A 26,545-nucleotide genomic window follows, 5' to 3' on the forward strand; every position below is an offset into this window, starting at 1 on the left:
AGCTGACGTGCAGTTGATCACCCTGTCGGCCGGTGCGATGTGCGCCCCTGGCAGAAGAAAACTCATCCGATGGCCATGTCCACAAATCTCGATAGATGCAGTTGGGCTGCGACGGTCACGGTGTCGGTGGGCCCATTCCGATGCTTGGCAACAATAAAATCCGCCTCGCCCGCCCGCGGCGACTCCTTGTCGTAGTAGTCGTCGCGATGCAGAAGGATGACAACGTCGGCGTCCTGCTCGATGGAGTTGTGGGTAGCGATGCCATTTGCGATGAAGTTGTGCGTCCCGAGCACAGTCGCGTCGAACACTTCCTGCTCACCGATCGACTGAATAGAGACGATCGAGTCCCAGAAGATGTCGTTCGTGGCGTGCAGGTCCAGGTCGGCCGCATCCAGAACGGTGGCGATCGCCGCCAGCCGGGAGCGGCTGGGCGCACGCTTCCAGAGGGTGCTGCCGCAGAACTGGGTGCCGATGGCCTTCGCGAACTCACGGTGAGTCATGCCCTGCTCGACCAGAATCTCCTTGACTCTGGTCCACACCTCACGTGGCACGGTATCAACGTTGGTATTACTCTCCGTCAGCTCCAGCGCGGCGAGCAGAGCGTCACAGCCCTCCGACCGCTGCCCGTAGACGCCGATCTCGCGCAGGAACCTCAACTGGTCATCCCGGCCGGAGATGTCGAGCGTGTACTGAGGGCGGTGCCCCACGACTGGTACGACCTTCAGCCGGGCCGTAATGCCATACCTCAGGAGCAGTCGCGAGATGTCCTCAAGCATTCGACGGCTCGTGGACGCGAAATACACGCGCCCCCCGCGACCTGAGCCGTTGACGGTCACCGAACCATCCGTGGCCCAAAGGTGCCGCAGGAAGGCGGTGATCTGCACCTTGGGCAGGCTGAAGACGCCCGAAGGGAGAAACTTCTCGTGTGATCTCAGGCCGAAGAGGCCCAATTCGTCCAGCCAAGCCGCGATGGGGTTACGCCGGCCGCGAGCCAGTCGATAGGGCGCAGGCAGTCGGAGGGTGGTCACCCTCGCCGCCGCATAGTCGTCGCGCACGGCGGTGATCCCGAAGTGCTTCGCGGCTTCCGCCACAGCCTGCAGGTTCAGCTCATCGCAGCTTGCGTATCGGATGGGTTGGCGCCGCACGAAGGAGCCGTCGCCCAACAGGTGCGCCAACATGACGACCTCCGCGTCTGCCCATGGGAGGGTGGTCATTGGCGGCGGCAAGTGGCGTGGCGATGCGATGCGATCTCCGGGCGACAACTCACCGAGCGGCACCCACCCGGTGAACGCGAGGAAGGGGTGATTCGCCGTGGCGTCGATCTGCTTACCCGATGCGAGGGTCAGCCGGAACACCTCGCGGCTACCGCTTGGGAAGACGTGGGTCATGGTGCGGGGCGTGTACCGAAGGCTCTCGTCCAACGCCCAGACCGGGATGTCTTTAGCGTTGCTTGACAACAACTCACCGAGCGTAATCTCGGTGTTGTCATCCGCTCGAACCACTCGTGTCTCCGCTGTGAGGCAGCCAGACTCCCGCAAGTCGGACAACTGGGGCCGCTTGTCGGTGCGCTGCTCGGGGCCACGGTTCAGCTGGCTGACCGCGATCACCGGGCACTCGACCTCCTTGGCCAGCAGCTTCAGGCCACGGGACAGGTCCGCGACCTCCTGCTGCCGGCTCTCGGTGCGCTTCGGCGAAGTCATCAGCTGGAGATAGTCGACCACGATCATCTTGAGGTCGTGCCGCTGCTTGAGCCGCCGAGCCTTGGCCCGGATCTCCATCAGGTTCATGCTCGGCGTGTCGTCGACGAAAAGCGGCGCTTCGCTGATCTCACCCATGCACCGGGCCAGCTTGGTCCAGTCGTCGTCGGAGAGCTGACCACTACGCAGCACGTGCAACGGCACCCGCGCCTCGGCGGAGAGCAGTCGCATGACGATCTCGACCTTGCTCATTTCCAGCGAGAAGATCGCGGCAGCCTGATTGGCGCGGATAGCAGCATTTCGGGCAAAATCCATGCTGGCGGTGCTGTTGTGGGTAGGAATCATCGCCCGGCTGGCCAGGTAGAGATGCTCGGGGTTATCTACCGTGACGCACCGGACCGGCACGCTCGGCACCGCACGAACGTCGACGATGAACCGTGAGCTCGTTCGAGCAGCAGAGACGGTACGGCGGCGCTCGGCGTGCGCGTCCTGCTTGCGCTTCAGACGGAAGACGACATCCGGGGTGGAGAAGTTCAACGTGTACGCGACTGACGACTCGGGGGTGCGGCCGCGTACCGGCTTCGCGTTGACGGTGCAGCGGTAGCCGAGACTGACGACGAGTTCGCGCACGTCATCCGCCAACCGCTTCGAGGTCGACGTGTACTGCAGGTTGCCTGTGGGGGCGACGGTGCCGTCGGTGTCCATCAGGCCCGCCAGCAACGCCCGGCGCTGGGCCTCGGAGGCGCGCAGGTAGACGTTTGGGATGTGCTTGTTCCCTGCTACCCCAGTCTTACGCAGCAGCCCGATGAAGGAACCGTTCTGGTTGTGACAGCTGGCACATCTCCTGGTCGCTGGATTTTCGCGCAATGCCCGGGTGGAAGCGCCGCAGTCCGGGCAGACGCCGTTGCCTGAAACAACGGGCTTGGACGGCAGCAGGATGGTGTAGACCATCGGCCCGCTGGGCCGAACGACGAAGCCGTCCGCCTCGACGTGCGTGACCATCTCCGGATCCGCGGTGGTGAAGCGGCTGGCGTCGGTGTGCCCGTCACCGAGCCATGCTCCCAACGTGTAGGGCGGGACCAACAGCTCCCGATCCGGAAGGCGGAGGGGTGCGCTGTTTCGTACGGCGTGGTTGAGCCGTCGATCGGCGGTGTCGGTACGCAGTGTGGCCGCGATTTCAGCAGTGGTGACGACTCCGTCGTGGTCGGCCCGGCTGCCGGCGTTGACCTCCCGCTCGGCCCGTTCAAGAAGTGCGGTCAGAAGGGGACCGGCCGGATAGCCGGGCGCAGTCCAGTTCCGCGGCTTGCCGGCGCGGACGATGGGGCGGGTGATCCGGCCGGTCGACCCAACCTCACGGGCGACGGTGTGCAGGACATGCCGGAACTCCGGCCCAACCTGCGAAATCGTGTCGAAGAGTGTGATCGGCTGGTTTTGCAGGGCGTTGAGCCTCGTGTGTGCCGCACGTACGTTGGCCAGCGACGACTCGGACCAGTGCCGCCTCTGCCGCGCCGGCCCCTGCCGCCGACTCGCCCGGCTGGTCGTCTTCCACAGGTGCTCCGCGTCCGCCACGATGACCGTGCCGTCGGAGAACTCCACTTCGTAACAGGGGCGGTCGTGCATCACATCGAAGGCGTGGGTGACAGCGGTGGGGCTGCCGTCCGCCGCCAGTAGGTGATCGCCCACCTGGACCTCACCCATGGTGGTCCAGCCGTCCGGCGTCGGCAGTGGGGTGTCAAGCGCGAGCGCCTTGCCCAGACCGGGCCTGCCCGCCACGATGATCAACTGTCCGGCGTGCAGGCCGTTGAGCAGGCGGTCCAGGTCGCTGAAACCGGTCGGTACGCCGGTCATCATGCCACCTGTTGCCCCGACCGCCTCGATCTCGTCGAGCGTCGGCTGCAGCATGTCGGCGAGGATCGCGAAGTCCTCGCTGACCCGACGTTCGGTGACGTCGTAGACGGCCTGCTGAGCGAGGTCCACGACATCGTCGACGTCGCGGCTGCCGCCGCTGGCGGTGCCGTAACCCAGCTGCACGATCTTGGTGCCGGCCTCGACCAGCCGGCGCAGCACCGCGCGTTCGCTAACGATGCGGGCGTAGTAGGCCGCGTTCGCCGCAGTGGGCACGCTGGCGATGAGGGTGTGCAGGTAGGGCGCGCCGCCGATGCGGGCCAGATCGCCGGAGTCGGTCAGGGCGGCGGCCACGGTGATCGGGTCGGCCGGCTCACCCCTGCCATAGATGTCGAGGATGATGTCGAAGATGGTGGCGTGCACCGGCCGGTAGAAGTCGTTGGTCTTAAGGATCTCGACGACGTCGGCGATGGCGTCCTTGGAGAGCAGCATGCCGCCGAGGACGCACTGCTCAGCGGCGACGTCCTGGGGTGGGGTCTTGTCGAACTGGCCGTCTCGGGGCGCGGATGGCTGGCCGCCACCGGATCGTGACTCCGCCCGCCTGTCGTCGGTGACCGACACGGGTCCCCCTCCACTGCGTCGGATCTGATTCCAGCTCTACCGCTGGGGTCTGACACTTCCGTCCGACCGGGCCGGTCGATCGGGGGCCATCGCGCCGGCGGTCGGGGGCCAACCATACGGACCCCGAGGTCAGAGACTCAACAACGCCGGTGGACGAGCCTCGGGACAACCTGTGGATGCCGGTGGACATGATGTGCGCAGGGTGTGCACAGCCTGTGGATAACTGTTGGGGAATTCTTGGCCTTAAGCCGTTGACCTGCGGAAACATGCTCCCCAGCCTGTGGAGGAGAATATTTCGGTCGGCCCTGTGACACGATCGTCCCGTACTATCTCCAGCGAACGGCTACACCTGGACGGCGGATGCCGCTTTCGGTTCAGAAGGGTCACACTCCGGCCGTGAGTTACCGGGACTGGGGACGCGGGGATGGCAGCCCGCGCGAGCGCCAGCCGATCGCCTCGTGGAGTGAGCGCGCGGCGTCTCTTCCGGTCGATCCGTACGACGAGGACGGTCGCTACCGCACCTCCAGCCGGCGACGTGCCCTGGACCGTGGCCAGGACGAGCCCGTCGATGCCTACCTGCCCCGTTGGGCGCTTGAGTCGGGGGTTCGGCACGCTGACGGCGGTGGTCGCCACGCGGCACCGGACGAGGACGGCGACGACCCCGAACGCCAGCCCGAGTGGCCGAGTTCCGCTGCCGCTCGGCGGTCCATCGAGTCACCGGACAGCCGGCGGCCGGGCAGCGACGCGAGTTGGCGGGAGCAAGCGGCGATCGGCGCGGCCCCCGAGTCGGACCACACCCGGGAGTGGACGCTCGACCGTCCGCAGGAGCAGGGGTACGCCGGCCGCCGACGCGCGGACGCAGGGGAGGACGAGCCGGTTTCCGGCGCTGTCCCGGACCGCCGTCCCCGCCGCGCGCCCGCTGGCCGTCCACAGGTGATCTGGTCGGGTGGTGATCTGGAGCCGACCCCGAGCGAGCCGGCACCGGCCCCGGAGGTGAACCGTCCCACCCGGCGCAGCCGCCGTGCGGCGGAGGAGTCCTGGTCCCGCCCGGCGGCCGACCCGTGGGCGCGCGGGTCTGATCGGGTGGCTGAGCCCGAGCCGTCGTACCCGCCCGCGGTGGACCCGTGGGACGCCTCGGGCGTGCACGCGTGGCCGCCCGGCCCCGGTGCGGACGGCACGGATCTGAGCGAGCAGTGGGCGGCAGTGGAGGGCGTCGGTGGCTGGGAGCGGTCCGACCGCACCGGCCAGTGGGAGCGGTCCGCGATCGAGGACGACCAGTGGGACCGTACGCTTCCGCCGCGCTCCGACCGGTCCGTTGCGGCGCAGGGTTGGCCGGCCCGGGACGACGGGTTCTGGTCTGGCACTCGACTTGCCGACGATGACCCCAGATGGACGGACCCGTCGACGTCGGCGCCCCGCTCGCCGGTGGTGGGCTACACGGCTCCGCGGCCGCGCAGCGCGCCTGTGCCGCGTGGGGGTGCGCCACGGCGTCGGGCGGACCGGCCAGCGGTTGGGGCGGCGTCGGTGCGTCAGCGGGTCGAGTCGGCCGCGACGGGTGCCTGGGCTCGCCGTCTGGAGGACGATCTGCTCGACCCGGATCCGGGTGGGCCGTTCCGGCCGTTGCTGTACACGGCGGCCTGCTACCTGATGCCGGCGATGCTGATCTTCGTGTGGCTGTTGACCCTGGACAGTCAGGCGCCGGCTGGTTGTGTGACCGACATCAGCGGGGGTGGGTGCGACTCGCCCCGGTCGCGGGCGCTCGAGTCGTTGCTCGCCGGCTCGCCGCGCTTCGGGTTGGCGCTGGTGAGCAGTCTGGTGGTGGCGGCGCTGCTGCGTCGGGTGGGCACGACCTGGCGCTCGGCCACCATCGCGGTCGCCGCAGCGGTGGTGGGCGGTGGCCTCTCCACGGTGCTGATCAGCGCGGTGACCGGTCAGCCGATCGGCTGACCGGCCTGGGGCCCTGGGCCTCCGGCTGCCGAATTGCCGCCGTCGGTTCGCCACTCCGCCTGCCGTGGCGGGCGGCGGGCGGTTGATCCACACCAGATCGGCGACATCGCGGCATCACACCCGCCGCGACACCCCCACATCGCCGACCCGGCCGGGCCGGGCCAGACCAGACCAAGCCGGGCCTGGGCTGGCCTGGCCTGGCCAATCCGGGCTCGTCGACCCTGCCCGGACGACGTACGCACAAGGGCCCGCACCGATCGCTCGGTGCGGGCCCTTGTGGTGGTGTTGCGGACGTCAGCCCTGAACGACGTTCAGGTTGAACGACGCGGTCACCTCAGGGTGCAGCTTGATCTTCACCGGGTAGGTGCCGGTCGACTTGATGTGACCGGGCACCTCCAGCCGACGCCGGTCGAGGACCGGGCCGCTGGCCGCCTTGACGGCGTCGACGATCTCGGCCGGGGTGACCGAGCCGAAGAGCCGTCCGCCGTCGCCGGCGCGGACCTTCAGGTTGACCTTGAGACCCTCGAGCTGAGCCTTGACCTCGTTGGCGTGGTCGAGGTCGCGGATCTCGCGAGCCCCACGGGCCCGCTTGATGACCGTGACCTGCTTTTCCGCGCCCTTGGTCCAGGCGATCGCGAAGCCCTGCGGCAGCAGGTAGTTACGGCCGAAGCCGTCCTTGACCTCGACGACGTCGCCCGGGGCACCGAGGCCGGACACTTCCTGAGTCAGGATGATCTTCATATCGGTGCCTCCTCTCAGCGGGTGGTGGCCGTGTACGGCAGGAGCGCCATCTCACGGGCGTTCTTGACCGCACGGGCGATCTGCCGCTGCTGCTGCGAGGTCACGCCGGTCACCCGCCGAGCGCGGATCTTGCCGCGATCGGAGATGAACTTGCGCAGCAGCGCGGTGTCCTTGTAATCGATATAGGTGATCCCGTCCTTGTCGAGCGGGTTCACCTTCTTCTTTGGCTTGCGAAGTGCCGCAGCCTTGGCCATTGCACGTGCTCCTGGTTTGCGATCGCGGGCGCTCGGCGCCATTAGAACGGTGGCTCCTCGTCGAAGTTGCCGCCCGATCCAGCACGCGCGGGAGAGGGTGCGGCCGAAGCCCAGGGGTCGTCGAAGTTGCCTCCGCCGCCGCCCTGGTTGCCACCGCCACCGCCACCGAAGCCGCCGCCACTGCCGCCGGAGCGGGACATCTTCTGCACCTTCGCCGTGGCGTAGCGCAGCGACGGGCCGATCTCGTCGACCTCAAGCTCGATGACTGTGCGCTTCTCACCCTCGCGGGTCTCGTAAGACCGCTGACGTAGCCGGCCCGACACGATCACCCGAGCGCCACGCTGCAGCGACTCGGCGACGTGCTCGGCGGCCTGCCGCCAGACGGTGCATGCGAGGAACAGCGGCTCGCCGTCCTTCCATTCGTTCGACGCCTTGTCCATGAATCGGGGCGTCGAAGCGACTCGGAACTTGGCGACCGCAGCCCCGGAGGGGGTGAACCGCAACTCGGGGTCATCGGTCAGATTGCCGATGACCGTGATGGTGGTGTCTCCTGCCATGACCATCTCCTCGCGCACTCAGCGTCTCGTCGTACAGGCTCGCAGAGCCGTACGACAGAGTCGCGGAGGCTGATCCGGGCGAACCGGGTTGAATACCGGGCTGAATGCTTAGCGCATCTCCGGCCGGATGACCTTGGTGCGCAGCACGGACTCGTTGAGCCGGAGCTGACGGTCCAGCTCGGCCACGGCAGCAGGCGTAGCCTGCAGGTCGACGACGGCGTAGATGCCCTCGGCCTTTTTGTTGATCTCGTACGCGAGGCGCCTGCGGCCCCACACGTCCGTCTTCTCAACCGAGCCACCCGCGGTCCGAATCACGTTCAGGTACGTGTCGAGCGACGGGGCGACGGTGCGTTCCTCGAGGCTGGGATCGAGGATCACCATGATCTCGTAATGACGCAAGACGTGCTCACCTCCTGTGGGCTAAGCGGCCACGGTCCTTCCGTGGCAGGAGGTCGTGCGTCGCTGCCCGCACGTGCCGGGGGAACCCGGCCGGACGCGGACAACCTGACCAGGATACCCGGTCCGAACGATCATGCCCGGGGCGGTCGGGTCGGCACCCGGACATGCTGACGGGGGCCCACCGTCCGACCGTGTGCCGGCCGGTGGTGGACCCCCGTCTACAAGGCCGCGGGGCGTCCCGTCCGCATTCCTTGGGTGGGACCTGGGGAGGAACGACCACACCGATGAGGTTGGACCGAAGACGCCCCGCGGAGCTTTATCGTGTTGTTATCTGACGATACAACGGCACTCGTACCTTGTCGGGGGAAAAAGCACAAATTTCCGAGATTCTTCATCGGTCGGGACCCGAGTGCGAAGGGGTCGCCCCCGCCGCGCCGGGCCGCGTGGCGGAGGTGACCTCGCTGTTGGCCGTCGACCACCGGTCGCCGTACGCGGCGCTCACGCCGCCGGCTTTACCGGGAGCTGGTCGCCGGTTCAATCCCATCAACGATCGCCGGTCCGTGCGGTGACGTGAACCGTGCGCGACACCGTCCCGGCCGTCGCTCCACCAGTCAGGGGCGCGACGTAGGCTCGCTCGCATGCGTATCGGAGCCCACGTCGATTCGACCGACCCGCTGGCGGAGGCGGCCGACCGGTCCGCCGACACCGTGCAGTTCTTCCTCTCCGACCCACAGGGGTGGAAGGCGCCCAAGCCTCGCGAAGACGCCGAGCGGCTGCGCGCGGCTGAGGTCGACCTCTACGTGCACGCGCCGTACGTCATCAACGTGGCGACCCTCAACAACCGCATCCGGATCCCCAGCCGGAAGCTGCTGCTCGGGCACGCCAACGCGGCCGCCGCCATCGGCGCCAAGGGCGTGATCGTTCACGGTGGGCACGTCAACGCCGGGGACGACCTGGCCGTGGGCTTCGACAACTGGCGCAAGACCTTCGCGTACGCAGCCGACTCCGGCGGCTTCGGCGTGCCGGTCCTGATCGAGAACACCGCTGGCGGCGACAACGCGTGCGCCCGGCGGCTGGACGCGCTCGCCCGGCTCTGGGACGCCATCGGCGACTATGAGGTCGGCTTCTGCCTGGACACCTGCCACGCGTTCGCCGGCGGCGAGGAGCTACTCGGCCTTGTCGACCGGGTCAAGGCGATCACTGGACGGATCGACCTGGTGCACGCCAACAACTCCAAGGGCGCGTTCAACTCCGGCCAGGACCGGCACGACAACCTGGGCGGCGGGACGATCGATCCGGAGCTGGTGGTGGCGGTGATTCGGGCAGCGGGGGCGCCGGTGGTCGTCGAGACACCGGGAGGTGTGGCCGGACAGGCCGCCGACATCGACTTTCTCCGTCAGCAGCTCGGGACGGAGAGCCACGCAGCATGACGACCGGACAACCCGGGACCGGTAAGGCCCGGCCCGCCACCGCCCAGGCGGATGCCGAGATCCAACCTGCCACCGCAGCCGCGACGGGCACCTCCGCCCACCCGGCCCGCACCTCCGACAAGGCCTCTGCGGCGCCGACGCCAGAGAGCAGCGCGCACCGCCCGGGACGGACCGACGGTACGACGACCGGAGCCGCCACCAACGGCAGGCCCCACGGCGCCAGCGCCGCAACCAGCGCCAACGAGCCCCGCGCCGCGAAGAGCGATGTGGCCGAAGACGGCGACACGTCGAAGGACGACGCGGCAGCCAAGGCCAGCGACGCAGCCCTCGGCCGACGTGACCGAGGTCGTGGCCGCACATGGCGCTGGTGGGCCAAGAACAGCAAGACGGCAAAGGCCGGCGACGCAACCGAGAACGGCGACGCAACCGAGAACGGCGACGCAGCCAAAGACGGCGACGCAACAAAAAGCGGCGACACGGCGAAGGCCGGCGAGACAGCCAAGGTCCGCGACACGGCCAAGAACAGCGAGACAGTCAAGGCCGGCAGCACCAAGAGCGACGCCGACAAGGCCACTGACCCGGCCAAGGACGGTGGCACGAAGGACGATGCGACCAAGAACGGCGGCGCGGCCAGTGCCGAGAAGGTCGGCGACGCCGACGCCCCGGTTAAGGTCGACGGCGAGTCGAAGCCGGTCGCCGCGGATCGGTGGGAGGCGTTCGCTTCCGCTCCGGAGCCGAAGCCGTCCATCTTCAGCCGGGCGGGCGGGGCCGTCGGCCGGTTCCTGATCCACGAGTGGACCCTGGCCAGCCTCGGCGCGCTGGTACTGGCCGTGCTGATGACCTGGCCGACGCTGCGCTACCCGCGTTACACACTCCCACAGGACTACTGGGACCCGAGCCTGCAGGCCTGGCAGATGGCCTGGTCCGGGCACATCCTGCTGGCCGACCCGGCGCACTTGTGGCAGTCCAACACGTTCTTCCCCGAGCTGTGGAGCTTCGCGTTCTCCGACACACTGCTCGGGTACGCCCCGGCCGGGATGCTCGGCAGCGGCCCCGAGGACGCGGTGCTGCGCTACAACATCATGTTCGTGCTGGCGCATGCGCTCGCCACGCTCGGGGCGTACGCGCTGGCTCGACAGCTCGGGGCCGGCCGAATCGGCGCCGCCGTCGCTGGCGTCAGCTACACCTATGCGCCGTGGTTGTTGGCCCAGGCCGGGCACCTGCACGTGCTTTCCAACGGCGGGATTCCGCTGGCGCTGGCGATGTTGGCGCGGGGGCACGGCTGGTCACTGCGGCACGGTTACCGGCCGGAACGCCGGCACGACGGTTGGATCTACGCCGGTTGGCTGGTGGCGGCCTGGCAGCTCAGCCTCGGCTTCGGCATCGGGCTTCCGTTCGCGTACCTCCTGGGCGTCGCGGTCGTGGTCGCCGTCATCCTCTTCTTCGTGCGGCGGCTGCGCACCCGCCAGGCTGTGCCGTTCGGTCGCCGGTTGCTCGTCGCCGACCTGCTCGGCGGATTGTTCTTCGCCGGTGTGGGTCTGCTGATGGCGTTCCCGTTCTTCAAGGTGACCGAGCTGCACCCGTACGCCGAACGCACCATCCGCGACATCAGCATCTTCTCGCCGCCGGCGTCGGGTTTCGTGACCGCGCCCGCCGAGTCACGGATCTGGGGTGGACTCCACGAGGGTGCCCGCGCGGCGCTGCCGTGGCACCCGGAGATGACCCTGTTGCCGGGCTTCGTGCTCTACGCGCTCGCCCTGGGTGGGCTGTTCTTCTCGGTCTGGCGGCTGCGGCACCGACTGCTGCTGCTCGCCGGGGTGCTGGTGACGATGGTCTTCGCGATGGGCACGCGCTTCTTCGACGGCACGTTCACCTACGTGCCGCTCTTCGAGCACGTGCCGGGCTGGAGTGCGCTGCGTACCCCTGGTCGGTTGATGCTCTGGACCACGTTGCTGCTCGGCCTGCTCGCGGCGGGCGCGGTCACCGCGCTCACCGACCGGGTCCGTGAGTTGACCGCGCAGCGGATCCCGTCGTGGCCGGGGCCGTGGCTGCGGACAGCCACCCTGCTGCCGCTGCTGCTGGTCACCCTGGAGGGCCTGAACACCACTCCGCACCCGGTGGTGCCGACCCAGCCCGCCGCGATGCGCTCGGCGGAGGGGCCCCTGCTCGTGCTGCCCAGCAACCAGAGCCTGGACCAGCACGTGATGCTCTGGTCGACCAGCGGGTTCCCCGATGTGGTCAACGGCGGTAGCGGCTTCACTCCGCGCCAGCTCGACGACGTCCGTCGGGTGAGCCAGTCGTTCCCCAGCCAGACAAGCATCGACTACCTGCGCACGCTCGGCGTCCGCACTGTGGTGTTGCTGCGCGGGGAGGTGGCGGGCACGCCGTGGGAGATCAGCATCGACGCACCGGTCGATTCGCTCGGCATCACCCGTCAGGAAGTCGGCTCCGCCGTGGTTTACCGGCTGTGACGTGGTTGTTGTTTAGGGCGGGTTTGCGGGGGAGCCCACCCGGCTCCGGGCGGTCAGGCTTGATCCCTGCGCCGGGCGGGCTCCCCCGCAAACCCTGACGACAGCAAGCCACGCGAATCCTTGCGGACCAAGGCTTGAACCCCACGCCGGGCGGGCTCCCCCGCAAACCCTGACGACAGCAAGCCACGCCAATCCTTGCGGACCAAGGCTTGAACCCCACGCCGGGCGGGCTCCCCCGCAAACCCTGACGACAGCAAGCCGCGTGAATCCTTGCGGGTCAGGTGGTGGCGGGCTCGGGTTGGGGTTCGGGTTTTGGTTCTCGGATGCGCCAGCGGTCCAGCCAGGGGGCGTCGGGGGCGCCGTCGAGCACGCCGCCGTCCGGGTCGTCCGGATAGGTGGCCCGCACCGCGTCCCGCTCGGGGTGCAGGATCTCCTTGACGACAAACACGCAGAGCACCACCACGGTGGTCAGCCGCAGCGTCGAGGCCAGCACGAACACCCCCTCCGGGAAGACCGGACGGCTGGTCGCCGCGCCGAGCAGCTCACCGTAGAAGGCGACGAAGTAGCAGACCTCGGCGATCTGCCAGGCCAGGAACGCACCCCACTTCGGTCGGGCCAGCACCACCAGCGGCAGCAGCCACAGCACGAACTGCTGCGACCAGACCTTGCTGAAGATGAGGAACGCCGCAACCACCAGGAACGCGAGCTGGCCCAGCCGCGGTCGGCGCGGCGCCCGCAACGCCAGCACCGCCACACCGAGACAGGCCAACCCGAACAGCACGTACGAGAGGGTGTTGAGGGTGGGGATGTTCGCGTTCAGCCACTCGAACGGGCCGAGTCGGGCGGGGTCGTTGCCGACCTTGCCGTCCAGGTAGCGCCCGATGTACCAGAGCGTGCCCCAGTCGATCGGCCGGGTGGTGTTCAGCTCGAAGAACCGGTCCCAGTTGTCCGGGTACGCCCGCGCGGCGGGCAGGTTCACCAGCACCACCGCGGCGATCGCCGTACCCGTGGCGACGAGCGCGGCGCGGAGCCGGTCGGCGCGCAGCGCCAGCACGAGGATCGGCCCGAGCAGGAACAGCGGCCACAGCTTCGCCGCACCGGCCAGTCCAAGCAGTACGCCGGCCGTCGCTGGTCGTTTTCGGGCCCAGGCCAGCAGGCCGAAGGCGGCCAGCCCGATGGCGAGCAGGTCCCAGTTGACGGTGGCGGTGAGCACCAGCGCCGGGGCGAGCGCGAACAACGCGGCGTCCCAGGGTCGTCGGCGGCGCAGCGCCAGGATCACCGCCACAGTGGCCACCGCGAGCGCGCCCAGCACCAGCGCGTTGAGGTTGTAGAACCACTGGCCCTGGTTGATGCTCGGGTCGCCGTCACCGATGGCGTGCACCGGCAGGCCCAGCGCGCCCATGAAGTAGCCGGTCAGCACCGGGTACTCGACCGGGTGGTCGCGGTAGGGCACCTTGCCCTCGTTGAGTCCCTCGGCGTAGTAGAGGGCGAGGACGTCGGTGTAGCAGAACCGGGTGTACTGGACGTTGTTCTGCCAGGCGCCGTCCTGGCAGGGCGACTTCTGCACCCAGTGCAGCGCGAGGGTGAGGCAGGCCAGGGCCAGCACGATTCGGACGGCAGTCCAGAAGCGCCGCTCCTGGCCGGCCGGCCGGTCCAGCGCGGTCGCGTGCTCGCCCAGCGGGCCGCCGATCGCGCCAGAGATGCCGCGGACGAACCCATCGGAGCGGGACGGGTGGTCGGTGGTTCCGGCTTCGTCGATGCCGGGCGTCGACTGGGTGCTCATGAAGAGGCATCCTGCCGTACGACAGGGGTGTCCGTCCCGTCCCGGCGCGGAGATACCGGTAGGAAAACGCCGCCGCCGGCCGGGACAGGTCGTCCGGCCAGCGGCGGCGTGATGCGGTGGTGCGGGTCAGTCCCGGTTGGGTGGCAGGCTGGGCAGCACACCACCGCCACCGCCACCTGTCCCGGGTCCACCGGGATTGTTCGGGTTGTTGCCGCCCTGGTTACCGCCCTGGTTACCGCCCGGGGGGCCACCGGGGGTGCCCTGGCAGAACGGGTTGGTCAGCGGGTCGCAGGGCGGCGGCGGGCCGCCCGGGAAGATCGGTGGTGGCGGCGCCTTCTTCTCCTCGCCGTTGCCCTTCGTGACGTCACCCTCACCGGTGGGGTTGGGCAGGGGGATCTCCTCCTGGCCCTTCAGGGCGGTGTTCATGAACTTCTCCCAGATCGGGCCGGGAAGGTTCGAGCCGCCGACGTCCTTGCCGCCGGTGAGCCGGATCTGCGGCTTGTTTATGTCGCGGCTGCCCACCCACACCGCGGTGGCGATCTGCGGGGTGTAGCCGACCGTCCAGGCGTGCGAGTTGTCCTTGTCGTCGTACTCCCAGGTGCCGGTCTTGGCGGCGGCCTGGCGGCCGTCTTCCAGGGAGATGTCGTTGGGGCGGGGGATCTGCTTCAGGACGCCGGTGACCTCGTCGGTGATCTTCTTGGGGATCCGCTGGTCCGGCTTGATGCGCTCGCTGCCGACCACCTTCCACTTGCCGGTGTCCTTGTCCTGCTGCTCCACCTTGACGACGAAGTGGGCCTTGATGTATTTGCCGTCGTTGGCGAACGTGGCCATGGCGTTGGCGTGGTCGAACACGGTGATCGGGTACTTGCCGAAACCGGTGTAGTTGTCGAACGGGTTCGGCCCCTTCTTCGACAGGTCGAAGGCCACCCGCGGGTCGACGCCCCACATGGTGGTCACGCCGGCCTTCCTCGCCATGTCGACCACCTTCTCGGCGCCGATCTCCTTGGTGACCCAGTAGAAGGGCACGTTGTACGACTGGACCGTCGACTCTTCGAGGGTGCACCACTTGCCGCACTTGAGGTTGGTGCGGTTTGCGTTTCCGATAGCCACCGAAGAGCCCTCCGGCTTGTACGGCGTCGGATCCCAGTGCGACTTGATCGAGATGCCAGCCTCGATCGCGGCGGCCAGGGTGTACACCTTCATCGACGAGCCCGGCTGGTGCCCACCGACCAGGTCGCCGTTCTCGTCGATGTTCTTGCCGGCGTAGTCGAAGTCGGCGCCGCTGTCACCGCCGTAGTAGGCCAGCACGCGACCCTTCGAGGGGTCGATCGAGACCACCGCAGCCATCAGGTTCTTCGGCTGCGTGTAAAGCAACGAACCCTTCTTCGACTGCATCGCGATGTTCTCGGCGGCGGTCTGCAGCTTCGGGTCGATCGTGGTGGTGATCCGGTAGCCGTCGTCCCGCAGCGCGTCCACGCAGCTCTTCTTGCCCGCCGCGCCGCTTTCGGAGCAGAGGCCCATCGTGTCCATCTCTTGGCGGACGTAGTTGATGACGTTGCCGCGCGGGCTGTCGACACCGAACCCGTTCCCGCCCTTTTTCGGCGCCAGCACCTTGGGGTACTCGGTCGGCGCCGCGGGCTGGTTGGGGGCGTCGACCCAGCCTTCCTTCTTCATGCCGTCGATGACGTAGTCCCACCGCGACTTCGCGTCGGTCGGGTTGACGGCGGGGTCGAAGCCCCGGTGGGTCTCGCTCGGCTGCGGCTGCTTGATGACCGCCGCGAGCACCGCACCCTCGCCCACGCTCAGGTCCTTCGCCGCCTTGCCGAAGTACGTCTGCGCCGCGGCTTCGATGCCGTAGGCGCCCCGTCCGAAGTAGATGACGTTGAGGTAGTGCTGCATGATCTCCGGCTTGCTGTACGCGTCGTTCAGCTTGGAGGCGAGGATGGCCTCCTTCACCTTCCGGCCGTACGTGTCGTCCTGGAGATTCTCGAACGCGTTGCGGGCGTACTGCTGGGTGATGGTCGAGGCACCCTGCTTGTCACCACCGGAGATGTTGTTCCATCCGGCCCGGACGATGCCCTTGTAGTCGACGCCCGAGTGCCGGTAGAAGTTCCGGTCCTCGGCTGCCGCCACGGCATGCTGCACGTGCTCCGGGATCTGGTTGATGGTGACGAAGGTGCGGTTCTCGCTGCCCAGCTTGGCCAACTGGGTCTTGCCGTCCTTGGCGTACACGGTGGTGGACAGCGGCAACGGCAACTCGTTGGGCATGACCACGTTGGTCGAGTAGTAGGTGAACCCGACCACGCCGATGCCGGCGAGCATGATGAAGACCGCGACCCCGGCGATCAGCAGGTTCATCCGCTTGCGCTTCTTCGCCCGCGCCGCAGCCGAGCCGCCCGCACCACGACCGCCTCGACCTGGGCCGCCCGGCCCACCCGGACCGTTGGGCCCACCCGGGCCACCCGGGCCACCGGAGGTTGGAGAGACGCTCGCCCGGGCGACCGCGGCCCGGCCACCCACTGACGCGGAGCCGACGCTGGCCCGGCCACCCACTGACGCGGAGCCGACGCTGGCCCGGCCCGCCGAAGCGGTGCCGACAGAGGCGGCACCCACTGCCGCGGCACCGACCACGGCCCGACCTGCCGGTGCTCCCGGCGCCGGGGACACGGGTACCGAGGCCCGGCCCGCGCCGGCGCGACCGGCGGCCACACCCGGTGCCGGCGACACCGGCACCGACGCCCGGCCCGGGGCTGCCGAACCCACCGAGGCGGATCCGGCCGCTGCGGTGCCACGCGACGGCACCGAGGCTGAACCGCCCACCGAGGCCCGCCCACCGGCGGCCCGTGGCGTCACCGAGGCACGGCCCGGGGTTGCCGCGCCGCCTTCCGAAGCCGACCAGCCACTCCCGCGGGAGTCACCGCCGGGTCGGCGGGACGCGTCGTTCGCTCCCGACCCGGGGTCGCCGTCCGCGCCCGGGTACTGGGCCCGTCCGCGCGCAGAACTGGGATCGCCGTACGAGTTCATTCCTCACACCCTGCCGGTCGCGGTGGGGCGCGACTGCGCCGCCACCGGGTTGCCGTGAGTTGCTTCACCCGGGACACCGGCACGGGGGTGCCGCTTCACCGAGGTCATTGCCGTACCAAACGGGCCAATCGGACCAACGAGCGGTTGGTCGTCCCGGGTTTCGTCGATGGCCCCGGGGCCGGTCCAACCAGCTGTGATCACCGTTGCGCCTCTCGCCTCCGCCGACCCGCACCTTCGGCGGCAGCAACGTCCTGCTCGCCGGTGCCGTCGCTGTCGCCGGTCAGACCGTCCCGGCCGAGCAGGTACTGCTCGACGAGATGGTTCCAGTCACAGCCGAGGCACACCTCCACCACGAAGACCTGGAACTCACGCAGCGTCATCGCCAGCACGGGTAGCTCGGTCAGTGTCCGGGCCTGCCCGGCGGACTGCTTGAGCTCGTCACCGTAAATGTAGTGGACGAGCGTCAGGTTCTCGCTGCGGCAGATCGGGCAGCGCCGGTCGGTCGGTTCGCCGTGGAACCGAGCGGCGTTCTTCAGGTACGGCGACGCGTCGCAGACGTCGTACGTGCCGACCCGGCCGGCCAGGAGCTCACGCAGCACTGCTCGCTTCTGAAGCGAGTAGTCGACGACCTGGCGCTGCGTACGCATGCGGAGAAGGGTACGCGGTCCGGCCCGAGCAGGCGACCACGCTCACGATCCGTGACGAGAGCATCTCGGAGCGGGGGTTTGCCCTGGCCCGTGCGACCCGCTAACGTGCGATGTATCGGTCCGATACATCGCGGCGGTTACCACTTCAGCCGGGAGGGTAAAGAGAGGGTGGCCAGTGCTTGAGTTCGCCATCCTCGGCCTCCTGCAGGAGTCTCCGATGCACGGCTATGAGCTGCGCAAGGAGTTGACCGCCAAACTCGGCGCGATCCGGGCGGCAATCAGCTACGGCTCGCTCTACCCGACCCTACGCAGGCTGCAGGCGGCGGGATGGATCACCGAAGCTGCTGAGACACCCGTCACCGCCGAGGAGGTTCCCGCGCTGACCAGCCGACGAGGTCGGGTGGTCTACAAAATCACCGCGGAAGGCAAGGAACGCTTCGGCCAGCTGATCGCACAGGCCGGGCCCGAGACGTATGACGACACGGGCTTCGGGGTGCACTTCGCGTTCTTCGCCCGGACCGACCAGGCGACCCGACTGCGCATTTTGGAGGGTCGCCGCCGCAAGATCGAGGAGCGTCGCGAAGGGCTTCGTGACGTGCTGGGCCGAGCGGCCGAGCGCCTCGACGCTTACACCCTGGAACTGCAGCGCCACGGCCTTGACGCCTGTGAGCGCGAGGTCCGCTGGCTGGAGGAGCTCATCGCCAACGAGCGCTCCGGCCGAGCCCCGACGGTCCCGAACATCGGGACAGCCGGCGGCCGACGAGAAGACAACAGCCCGCCTCCGCCTGGAGAGACCAGGAATGAGCGGCCGTGACAGAAAAGAAGGAGGCAGACGCTATGGGCTCCGTCCGCGTCGCCATCGTCGGTGTGGGTAACTGCGCCTCGTCCCTGGTTCAGGGCGTCGAGTACTACCGGAACGCCGACCCGAACGACCGCGTCCCGGGTCTGATGCACGTCGCCTTCGGCGACTACCACGTCTCTGACGTGGAGTTCGTCGCGGCGTTCGACGTGGACGCCAAGAAGGTGGGCATGGACCTCTCGGAGGCGATCGTCGCCAGCGAGAACAACACCATCAAGCTCTGCGACGTGCCGCCGACCGGCGTGTCCGTGCAGCGCGGCCCGACCTTCGATGGTCTGGGTGAGTACTACCGCGAGATCGTCGAGGAGTCCGACGCCACCCCGGTCGACGTGGCGCAGACGCTGCGCGACGCGCAGGTCGACGTTGTCGTCTGCTACCTGCCGGTCGGTTCCGAGCAGGCCGCCAAGTTCTACGCGCAGGCTGCGATCGACGCCGGCTGCGCGTTCGTGAACGCCCTGCCGGTCTTCATCGCCTCCAACCCCGAGTGGGCGAAGAAGTTCGAGGACGCTGGCCTGCCGATCGTCGGTGACGACATCAAGAGCCAGGTCGGTGCCACCATCGTGCACCGCGCGCTCGCGAAGCTCTTCGAGGACCGCGGTGTCGAGCTGCTGCGCACCTACCAGCTCAACTTCGGCGGCAACATGGACTTCATGAACATGCTGGAGCGCAAGCGGCTGGTCTCGAAGAAGATCTCGAAGACCCAGTCGGTCACCTCGCAGATCCCGCACGAGATGAGCAAGAGCGACGTGCACATCGGCCCGTCGGACCACGTGCCGTGGCTGGACGACCGCAAGTGGGCGTACATCCGCCTGGAGGGCCGTTCGTTCGGTGACACCCCCCTCAACGCCGAGCTCAAGCTCGAGGTGTGGGACTCGCCGAACTCGGCCGGCGTCATCATCGACGCGGTCCGCGCCGCGAAGATCGCGCTGGACCGGAAGATCGGCGGCCCGATCCTGTCGGCCTCGTCGTACTTCATGAAGTCCCCGCCGGTGCAGTACGCCGACCACGACGCCCACCAGGCTGTCGAGGAGTTCATCGCCGGCGAGGTCGAGCGCTGACCCGCTGAGCACCAAGCACGGCCGAGGGCCGGGTCCGATTGGACCCGGCCCTCGCCGCGTTCAGGTCGACACCTTCGGGTACGCCCGGGGCCGAGTCACCGGCGGCGGGGTGGTGGTGGCGGCGTGATCGACTCCATATCGCCGGCATGGCGGCATCCGAGCAGCCGGACACCGCAACATCGGCGATGTGGAGTCGATCATGCGCCGGGCCGGGCCGGGCCGGGCCGGGCCGGGCCGGCTGGGGGTCAGGACCACGCGTGGCGCAGCGCGACCCCGGCCTCCAACTCCAGCAGCTTGATCTTGCGGGGCAGGCCTCCACCGAACCCGACCAGCTTGCCGCCCACCCCGACGATCCGGTGACACGGCACGATCACCGGCACCGGGTTGCGGTTGCAGGCCACACCGACCGCCCGGGCCGCGCCGGGATCGCCGACCAGGCGGGCAACCTCGCCGTACGTCAGCGTCTCCCCGTACGGAATGAGGGTCATCTCCCGCCACACGGCGCGCTCGAAGTCGGAGCCGCGCGGCATCGACACCGGGACGGTGAACGCGGTCAACTCACCCGCGAAGTACGCCCGCAGCTCGGTCGCCATCTGCCGGGACAACGCGTCACCGGGCTCGTCGACCGCTGCCTCGACCCGTCCGAACGACGCGCCACACACGTTGGTGCCGTCCGTGGCGACGGAGAACTCACCGATCGGTGAGTCGAGCACGGTCCAGCGCATCAACCCATTCTCCCCGACGCCGCTGCCGGCAGGGCTACCAGCGTCGGGCCGAGCGCCACTCCTCGGCGGCCTGGGTCGCCTCTTTCGCCGCGGCCCGTTCGGCGCGGGCCCGGTCGCGGTCGCGGAAACCCAGGTAGAGCTTGCGCCCGGCGTAGAAGGGGAGCAGCAGCGCCCCGTAGAAGATCGCGACGGTTTCGTCGTTCGAGCTGAGCAGGTAGTAGGCGTAGTAGCCGGCGAGGGCACCACCGATACCGGCCAGCACCCGGTCGACCCGGGAGGTGGTGGCGAACGAGGTGATCGCGACGCCCAGCAGCACGACCGCGGTCAACGCCAGGCTGACGATGTAGAAGACGACCACGACGTTCGGGATGATTGGGTCGGCCACGGGCAGGTCCTCTCGATGCGTGTTGACCGGGACGATCTGCCGGCGGCGCAGAAGATAACGCGCCCGAGCCGTCGGGCGCTGCCCTGTTTTCGATCTACACCAAAACAAGATCACCTTTGATCGAACGCGATCGTCAGATGTTGCGCCACATCGATACCGTGCAGGTCGTGGCCACGGGGACGCTCGTCTTTCTGATCATCGGCGCAGCCGGCATCGGGGTGCTCGCGCTCGCTCTGCTCGGCACCGAGCTGTTCCAGTTCGGGCACGCCGACGTCGACGGTCCGATCTCGCTCGAGACGGTCGCCGGCTTCGCCGGGGCGTTCGGGTTCGGCGGGGCCATCGTCAACGAGCTGCTCGGTGCGCGTACACCGGGCATGGTCCTCGGCGCGGCGGTCGGCGGCGTGCTCGCGGCCGTGCCGACCGGCTGGTTGGCGTCCCGGCTGAGCCGGGCGGCACGGAACATGCGCACCGACCCCACCCCCACCCGTGACGACCTGGTCGGTGCGATCGGCCTGGTCGTGACCCCGGTGCCGGTCGGCGGCTACGGCGAGGTCCGGGTACGCCTCGCCGGCCAACCGGTCAAACTCAGCGCCCGTGCCGATCAGCCGATACCGATCGGCACCCGGGTCTTCGTCGTGCAGGCGCTCAGCGAGACCAGCGTGCACGTCGAGACCTACTGACCTCCACCTCGCAGACGGGACTCCTTTATGGCCCTGCTAATCGCCATCGGCGGCGCGGTCCTCCTCGCGCTCATCCTGGTGCTCTTCGTGCTCTCCCGGATCAAGGTCGCCGGGCCGAACGAGGCGTTCATCGTCACGGGCCGCAAGGGCCGCACCACCCAGACCGCCGACGGGGGCCGTTCCACCGACAACTCCGGGCAGAAGGTCGTGCTGGGCGCTTCGGTGTTCGTGCTGCCCGTGGTGCAGAAACTCCAGTCGCTCGACCTGTCCAGCCGGCGGATCGACGTCGGCATCCGGGGCGCGGTGAGCAAGCAGGGCATCCGCGCCGACCTGCACGGTGTGGCGATCGTCAAGGTCGGCGGCACCGAGGACGCGATCCGGGCCGCCGCCCAGCGGTTCCTGCACCAGCAGGACGAGATCGACAACTTCACCCGGGAGGTGCTGGCCGGCGCGCTGCGCTCGATCGTCGGTCGACTCACCGTGGAGGAGGTCATCCGGGACCGGGCGGCGTTCGCCAGCGCCGTCGCCGAGGAGGCCGAGCACTCGATGACCAACCAGGGCCTGGTGCTGGACACCTTCCAGTTGCAGGACATCCTCGCCGAGGGGTCCTACCTTCAGGACCTGGGCCGGCCCGAGGCCGCCCGGGTGCTCAAGGACGCGGCCATCGCCGAGGCTCGGGCCCGGCAGCAGGCCGAGCAGGAGCGGCTGCTCGCCGAGGAGGCCATCGCGGAGGCGAATCGGAACCTGGCCCTCAAGCAGGCCGGCATCCAGGCCGAGATCGACGCGGCGAAGGCGAAGTCCGCCGCCGCCGGGCCACTCGCCCAGGCCGAGCGGGACCAGGCGATCCTCTCCGAGCAGCAGAAGGTCGCCGAGCGCAACGCCGAACTCAAGCAGCGCCAACTGGACACCGAGGTGCGCAAGCCGGCCGACGCGGCCCGGTACAAGGTGGAGCAGGAGGCCGAGGCGTCCCGCAACGCGGCGGTGCTGCACGCCGACGCACAGCGACAGTCGGTCATCGCCGCCGCGCAGGCCTCCGCCGAGCAGGCCCGACTCACCGGTGAGGGCGAGCGGGCCCGGCGGGCCGCGCTCGCCGAGGCGAACGCGATCGAGGGCGCCAAGGAAGGTGAGGCCGAGCAGCGTCGGCGCTCCGCGATCGCCGAGGCGGTGGAGCGGGAGGGTCAGGCCGAGGCCGCGGCCATCCTCGCCAAGGGTGAGGCCGAGGCCGACGCGATGGCGCGCAAGGCCGAGGCGTTCGCCGCGTACGGGGAGGCGGCGGTGCTGGACCTGCTGGTCAAGGTGCTACCGAAGGTGGTCGAGGCGGCCAGCGCGCCGATCGGGGCGATCGACAAGATGACAGTCATCTCCACCGACGGTGCCTCGTCGCTGACGAAGTCGGTGGCCGGGAACGTCGCCCAGGGGCTCCAGCTCGGCAGTGACCTGACCGGGATCGACCTGGCCGGCCTGCTGGGCCGGCTCGGTTCGGCGTCGACCCCGGCCGGCAACGGCACGCCGGCCGGCAAGGGCGCGTCCGTGGACGGGACGGCCGTCGAGACCCGCTGACGTCGTACGCCGACGGGTGCCGCTCCCGGTTTCGGGGTGGCGCCCGTGGGCGCATCTGATCGACTCGGCTGCTGAGAGTCGGGTGTCCCAGTGGTCCGCGGAAAACCAATAGCCGTAAAGATCTTGGAAGGAAAGCGCCCCTGCGTGGGCACTTTCCTTCCAAGATCTTCCGCACTAAGCCCCTGCGGCCGGGTTAGGTGATCAGGCCCTCGGCACGGGCCCAGCGCAGCAGCTCCACCTCGGCGGCGTCCCGGTCCAGTGGGCCGTGCTCGAGGCGCTGCTCCTTGAGGTGCTTCCAGGCCCGGCCGACGACCGGCCCCGGCGGTACGCCGAGCAACTCCATGATCGCGTTGCCGTCCAGGTCGGGACGGACCCGGGCCAGGTCCTCCTCGGCCTCGATCCGGGCGATCCGCTCCTCCAGCGCGTCGTAGTCCGCCGCGAGCTGGGCGGCCTTGCGCCGGTTACGGGTCGTGCAGTCCGAACGGGTCAGCTTGTGCAGCCGGGGCAGCAGGTCACCGGCGTCGGCGACGTAGCGACGCACCGCCGAGTCGGTCCACTCGCCCCGCCCGTACCCGTAGAAGCGCAGGTGCAGCGCGACCAGCGCGGTCACCTTCGCGGTGACGTCCTTCGGGTAGCGCATCGCCTTCATCCGGGCCTTGGTCAACCGGGCGCCGACCACCTCGTGGTGGTGGAAGCTGACCCGGCCGTCGGGTCCGACCGCCTTCGTCGCCGGCTTGCCCGCGTCGTGCAGGAGGGCGGCCATCCGCAGGATGAAGTCGCAGCCCTCCTCCTCGTACGAGACGGCGTTCTCGACGACCGTCAGCGTGTGCTCGTAGACGTCCTTGTGCTGGGCGTGCTCGTCGATCTCCAGCTTCAGACCGGTCAGCTCCGGCAGGAACCGCTCGGCCAGCCCGGTGTCGACAAGCAACCGCAACCCGGCGATCGGGTCGGCGCCGCAGAGCAGCTTGGTGAACTCGTCGCGGATCCGCTCGGCGGTGATCCGGTCCAGGTCGGCAGCCATCTCGGTCATCGCCCGGTGCACGTCCGGGTGCACGGCGAAGCGCAACTGCGCGGCGAACCGGGCGGCCCGCAACATCCGCAGCGGGTCGTCGCCGAACGACTCACCGGGGGTGCTCGGAGTGCGGATCACCTTGGCCGAGAGATCCTCCAGGCCGCCATGCGGGTCGGTGAACCGGTGCTCCGGCAGGCTGACCGCCATCGCGTTGATCGTGAAGTCGCGCCGCTTGAGGTCTTCGTCGAGGCTGGTGCCGTACACCACCACGGGGTTGCGGCTGACCTGGTCGTACGACTCCGCGCGGAAGGTGGTGATCTCCAACTGGAGGCCGCCGCGCTGAGCGCCGATGGTGCCGAACTCCCGACCGGTCTCCCAGATCGACTCGGCCCAGCCCTTGAGGATCCGCAGGGTCTCGTCCGGGTGCGCGTCGGTGCAGAAGTCGAGGTCGTCACCGAGTCGGCCGAGCAGGGCATCCCGCACCGAACCGCCCACCAGGTGCAACTCGTGGCCGGCACGGACGAACCGGCGGCCCAACTCGTCGGCGACCGGGGAGACCCGGAGCAGTTCGGCAACGGCGTTGCGCTGCGCGGCGGTGAGTTCGCGGCGGTCGGCGGCGTGGGGAGCGGAGGCTTCGGACATGGGATCGCCAGCCTATCGGGCCGAGGTGTGATCCGATCCGCCGGGCGCGGGTAACGGGTGACGGTTGACTAAGGTCTGTGGCGTGCGGGTCGGTGCCCGGCTCGACATACCCCCTGGGAGGCTGGAGATGAGCGGCGGGCTCTACCGCAGCGCCAACGCCACGCCGGACGGCAACGTGCCGCCGGCGGACGGGGCGATCTTCATCTCCGCGGAGCCGCTGAACCAGCCCGGCGTGGAGGCCACGGCGCCCCCACCGGAGGTCGTCGGCGAGACCAGCGCCGCCGCCAACAGCGCGGTCATGGCAGTCGGCAGTCTGGTGAGCCGGGGCACCGGCTTCATCCGGAACCTGATGATCGGTGCCGCCCTCGGCAACCTGATCGGCAACGCCTACACGACGGCCATCTTCCTCCCCAACCAGGTGTACGAGTTCCTGCTCGGCGGAGTGCTGACCAGCGTGCTGATCCCGGTGCTGGTCCGTCGACGCAAGAGCGACGCGGACCGGGGCGAGGCGTACGCCCAGCGGCTGCTCACCCTCGCGGTGCTGGCGCTGGCCGCCGCGGCCCTGATCGCCGTGGTGTCGGCGTCCTGGCTGACCGCCATCTACGCCAGCGGCAAGGACAAGGCCTACACCGATCTGATCACGCACCTGTCGTGGCTGATCCTGCCGATGCTGTTCTTCACCGGTGTCAGCGCGTTGATCGCCGCGGTGCTCAACACGCGGGGTCACTTCGCCGCGCCGATGTGGGCGCCCATCCTCAACAACCTGGTGGTGATCGGCGTCTTCGGTCTCTACATCCTGGTCTACGGGGCGAAGGGGCTACAGCCGTCGGATATGGGTGCCGGCCGGATCCTGCTGGTCGGTGGCGGCACCCTGCTCGGCGTGGCGGTGCAGACCGCCGGGCTGCTACCGGCGTTGCGCAAGGTGGGCTTCCGGTGGCGCTGGCGGTTCGACTTCCGCGAGCTGGGGCTGCGCGAGCTGGCCCAGCTCGGCGCCTGGATGTTCTGCTATGTGGCGGTCAACCAGCTCGGTCTCTTCGTGGTGGTCAACCTCCTCACCCGGGCCGCGGGCACGGACCAGGCCGGCATCCTGATCTACAACAACGTCTTCCTGCTGCTGATGATGGCGCACGGCATCATTGCCGTCTCGATCATCACCGCGCTGATGCCACGGATGGCCGCCGCGGCGGCGGACGGGCGGTTCCACGACGTCACCGCCGACCTCTCCCGGGGTGTCCGGATGGTGACAGCGGTGCTCGCGCCGATCGCGGTCTGCTACGCCGTGCTGTCCACCCCGATCTCGGTAGTGGTCTTCCGGTACGGCGCGTTCACCGCCGAGAACGCGACGGCCACGTCCACCGTTCTGCTGGCCGCCGCACTCGCCCTGGTGCCGTTCGCGATCAGTCAGCTCTTCACCTTTGCCTTCTACGCGCTGCCGGACACCCGCACCCCCGCTCTGATCAACATCCCGGTGGTGGCGTTGCGGGTCGGCGTACAGATCGTGCTCTTCGCCGCGTTCGCCGCACACTTCGCGGCGGCCGGAATGATGATCGGCAACGCGGTCTCCTACCTGGCGGCGGCGGTTGCCTCCGCCTGGTTGCTGCGGCCTCGGGTCGGCCGGATCGGGCTGGGTGCCATCATGCGCACCATCGGCCGGGTCGTGGTCGCCGCACTCGGCGCGGCGCTGGTCGGATGGTTGGTGATCGCCCTGCTGCCCGGCGGCGACCGGCCGAGCTGGATCGAGGCGGCGATCCAGCTCGTCGTCGGTGGCGCGGTTATCGGCGGGACCTACCTGGGTCTGGCCATGCTGCTGCGGATCGGAGAGATCACCGAGGTGGTCGGTATGGTCCGCCGCCGCCTCGGTCGCTGACCGGCAGCATTCGGTCACCAGAAAGTTGACACCCACACGGAACGTGACCGCGGATCACCAGGCTGGGGACACGCCTGTGGATAACTCCGCGATTCGCCGGTCAACCACCGCATCAACCTGTGGATAACCACCCGTACGGCTGAGCCTGGCAAGCCGATCGGTGGGAACATGCCTGTTGGCGGCAGCGCCCCAACAGTCCAGCCCCGGCGTCGGTCACTTGCGGTGAAGCCGTAGATTAGCTAGTACATGTGCCAGCAACGTGGCTGACAACGGTCGTAACCGGACGAGTTCCTCGACTGCCGGAAGCCCGCCGGTTACGGCGGGAAGATGACATGTCGGGG

The 26,545-nt window shown here is 69.0% G+C and carries 19 protein-coding genes; 8 read left to right on the forward strand and 11 right to left on the reverse strand.

What is annotated here, in order from left to right; all coding sequences use genetic code 11:
• Positions 1 to 62: 62 nt before the first annotated feature.
• Positions 63 to 4,163: a replicative DNA helicase gene (locus C7C45_RS18005; RefSeq protein ID WP_110564814.1), complete on the reverse strand. Its 4,101-nt coding sequence runs from the start codon at positions 4,161 to 4,163 to the stop codon at positions 63 to 65.
• Between the two features lie 396 nt (positions 4,164 to 4,559).
• On the opposite strand from C7C45_RS18005, the gene C7C45_RS18010 reads away from it, so the two are divergent.
• The gene (locus C7C45_RS18010) at positions 4,560 to 6,110 is read left to right on the forward strand and encodes a hypothetical protein (protein WP_110564815.1); all 1,551 of its coding nucleotides are present in this window, start codon (positions 4,560 to 4,562) and stop codon (positions 6,108 to 6,110) included.
• Between the two features lie 294 nt (positions 6,111 to 6,404).
• On the opposite strand, the gene rplI is transcribed toward C7C45_RS18010, so the two are convergent.
• The 4 genes from rplI to rpsF form a co-directional block, all read right to left on the reverse strand.
• The gene (gene rplI, locus C7C45_RS18015) at positions 6,405 to 6,851 is read right to left on the reverse strand and encodes a 50S ribosomal protein L9 (protein WP_110564816.1); all 447 of its coding nucleotides are present in this window, start codon (positions 6,849 to 6,851) and stop codon (positions 6,405 to 6,407) included.
• Positions 6,852 to 6,865: 14 nt separating this feature from the next.
• The gene (gene rpsR / locus C7C45_RS18020; RefSeq protein ID WP_013289355.1) at positions 6,866 to 7,105 is read right to left on the reverse strand and encodes a 30S ribosomal protein S18; all 240 of its coding nucleotides are present in this window, start codon (positions 7,103 to 7,105) and stop codon (positions 6,866 to 6,868) included.
• Positions 7,106 to 7,146: 41 nt separating this feature from the next.
• On the reverse strand, positions 7,147 to 7,680 hold the full coding sequence (locus C7C45_RS18025; RefSeq protein WP_208641209.1) for a single-stranded DNA-binding protein: 534 nt from the start codon (positions 7,678 to 7,680) through the stop codon (positions 7,147 to 7,149).
• Positions 7,681 to 7,770: 90 nt separating this feature from the next.
• Positions 7,771 to 8,061, reverse strand: a complete 291-nt coding sequence (rpsF, locus tag C7C45_RS18030) for a 30S ribosomal protein S6 (RefSeq protein ID WP_007073791.1) — start codon at positions 8,059 to 8,061, stop codon at positions 7,771 to 7,773.
• Between the two features lie 638 nt (positions 8,062 to 8,699).
• Between rpsF and C7C45_RS18035 the strand changes: the two genes are divergently transcribed.
• Both C7C45_RS18035 and C7C45_RS18040 read left to right on the forward strand, forming a co-directional pair.
• The gene (locus tag C7C45_RS18035) at positions 8,700 to 9,491 is read left to right on the forward strand and encodes a deoxyribonuclease IV (protein WP_110564817.1); all 792 of its coding nucleotides are present in this window, start codon (positions 8,700 to 8,702) and stop codon (positions 9,489 to 9,491) included.
• Positions 9,488 to 11,962 (forward strand): hypothetical protein, encoded by a 2,475-nt coding sequence (locus tag C7C45_RS18040; protein WP_244200430.1) that lies wholly within the window; start codon positions 9,488 to 9,490, stop codon positions 11,960 to 11,962. The genes C7C45_RS18035 and C7C45_RS18040 overlap by 4 nt, the downstream gene beginning before the upstream one ends.
• A 277-nt stretch (positions 11,963 to 12,239) precedes the next feature.
• On the opposite strand, the gene C7C45_RS18045 is transcribed toward C7C45_RS18040, so the two are convergent.
• From C7C45_RS18045 to C7C45_RS18055, 3 genes are all read right to left on the reverse strand, one after another.
• Positions 12,240 to 13,745, reverse strand: coding sequence for a glycosyltransferase family 87 protein (locus C7C45_RS18045; RefSeq protein ID WP_110564818.1), 1,506 nt, complete (start codon positions 13,743 to 13,745; stop codon positions 12,240 to 12,242).
• Between the two features lie 126 nt (positions 13,746 to 13,871).
• Entirely contained in the window at positions 13,872 to 16,769 is a 2,898-nt protein-coding gene (locus C7C45_RS18050) for a transglycosylase domain-containing protein (protein ID WP_110564819.1), read from the reverse strand.
• A gap of 197 nt (positions 16,770 to 16,966) precedes the next feature.
• The gene (locus tag C7C45_RS18055; protein WP_110564820.1) at positions 16,967 to 17,416 is read right to left on the reverse strand and encodes a DUF5318 domain-containing protein; all 450 of its coding nucleotides are present in this window, start codon (positions 17,414 to 17,416) and stop codon (positions 16,967 to 16,969) included.
• A 175-nt stretch (positions 17,417 to 17,591) separates the two neighbouring features.
• Here C7C45_RS18055 and C7C45_RS18060 point away from each other — a divergent pair, with 175 nt between their 5' ends.
• A complete protein-coding gene (locus C7C45_RS18060; RefSeq protein ID WP_110564821.1) occupies positions 17,592 to 18,230 on the forward strand; it encodes a PadR family transcriptional regulator in 639 nt (212 codons plus the stop codon).
• 23 nt (positions 18,231 to 18,253) lie between these two features.
• A complete protein-coding gene (locus tag C7C45_RS18065) occupies positions 18,254 to 19,333 on the forward strand; it encodes an inositol-3-phosphate synthase (RefSeq protein ID WP_110564822.1) in 1,080 nt (359 codons plus the stop codon).
• Positions 19,334 to 19,578: 245 nt separating this feature from the next.
• Here the strand turns inward: C7C45_RS18065 and C7C45_RS18070 are convergent, their stop codons facing one another.
• Entirely contained in the window at positions 19,579 to 20,058 is a 480-nt protein-coding gene (locus C7C45_RS18070) for a methylated-DNA--[protein]-cysteine S-methyltransferase (protein ID WP_110564823.1), read from the reverse strand.
• Positions 20,059 to 20,092: 34 nt separating this feature from the next.
• Complete coding sequence (locus C7C45_RS18075) at positions 20,093 to 20,443, reverse strand: hypothetical protein (RefSeq protein ID WP_110564824.1); 351 nt, start codon at positions 20,441 to 20,443, stop codon at positions 20,093 to 20,095.
• Positions 20,444 to 20,580: 137 nt separating this feature from the next.
• Here C7C45_RS18075 and C7C45_RS18080 point away from each other — a divergent pair, with 137 nt between their 5' ends.
• Both C7C45_RS18080 and C7C45_RS18085 read left to right on the forward strand, forming a co-directional pair.
• Complete coding sequence (locus C7C45_RS18080) at positions 20,581 to 21,123, forward strand: NfeD family protein (protein ID WP_110564907.1); 543 nt, start codon at positions 20,581 to 20,583, stop codon at positions 21,121 to 21,123.
• Between the two features lie 27 nt (positions 21,124 to 21,150).
• Positions 21,151 to 22,683 carry a flotillin family protein gene (locus tag C7C45_RS18085; protein ID WP_110564825.1) on the forward strand — a complete coding sequence of 511 codons (1,533 nt, stop codon included), beginning with the start codon at positions 21,151 to 21,153 and terminating at the stop codon, positions 22,681 to 22,683.
• Between the two features lie 193 nt (positions 22,684 to 22,876).
• On the opposite strand, the gene C7C45_RS18090 is transcribed toward C7C45_RS18085, so the two are convergent.
• On the reverse strand, positions 22,877 to 24,337 hold the full coding sequence (locus tag C7C45_RS18090; protein WP_110564826.1) for a CCA tRNA nucleotidyltransferase: 1,461 nt from the start codon (positions 24,335 to 24,337) through the stop codon (positions 22,877 to 22,879).
• Between the two features lie 127 nt (positions 24,338 to 24,464).
• Between C7C45_RS18090 and murJ the strand changes: the two genes are divergently transcribed.
• The gene (murJ, locus tag C7C45_RS18095; protein ID WP_110564827.1) at positions 24,465 to 26,204 is read left to right on the forward strand and encodes a murein biosynthesis integral membrane protein MurJ; all 1,740 of its coding nucleotides are present in this window, start codon (positions 24,465 to 24,467) and stop codon (positions 26,202 to 26,204) included.
• Positions 26,205 to 26,545 lie beyond the last annotated feature (341 nt).

The organism is Micromonospora arborensis, assembly GCF_003205615.1.
Taxonomy (GTDB): Bacteria; Actinomycetota; Actinomycetes; order Mycobacteriales; family Micromonosporaceae; genus Micromonospora; species Micromonospora arborensis.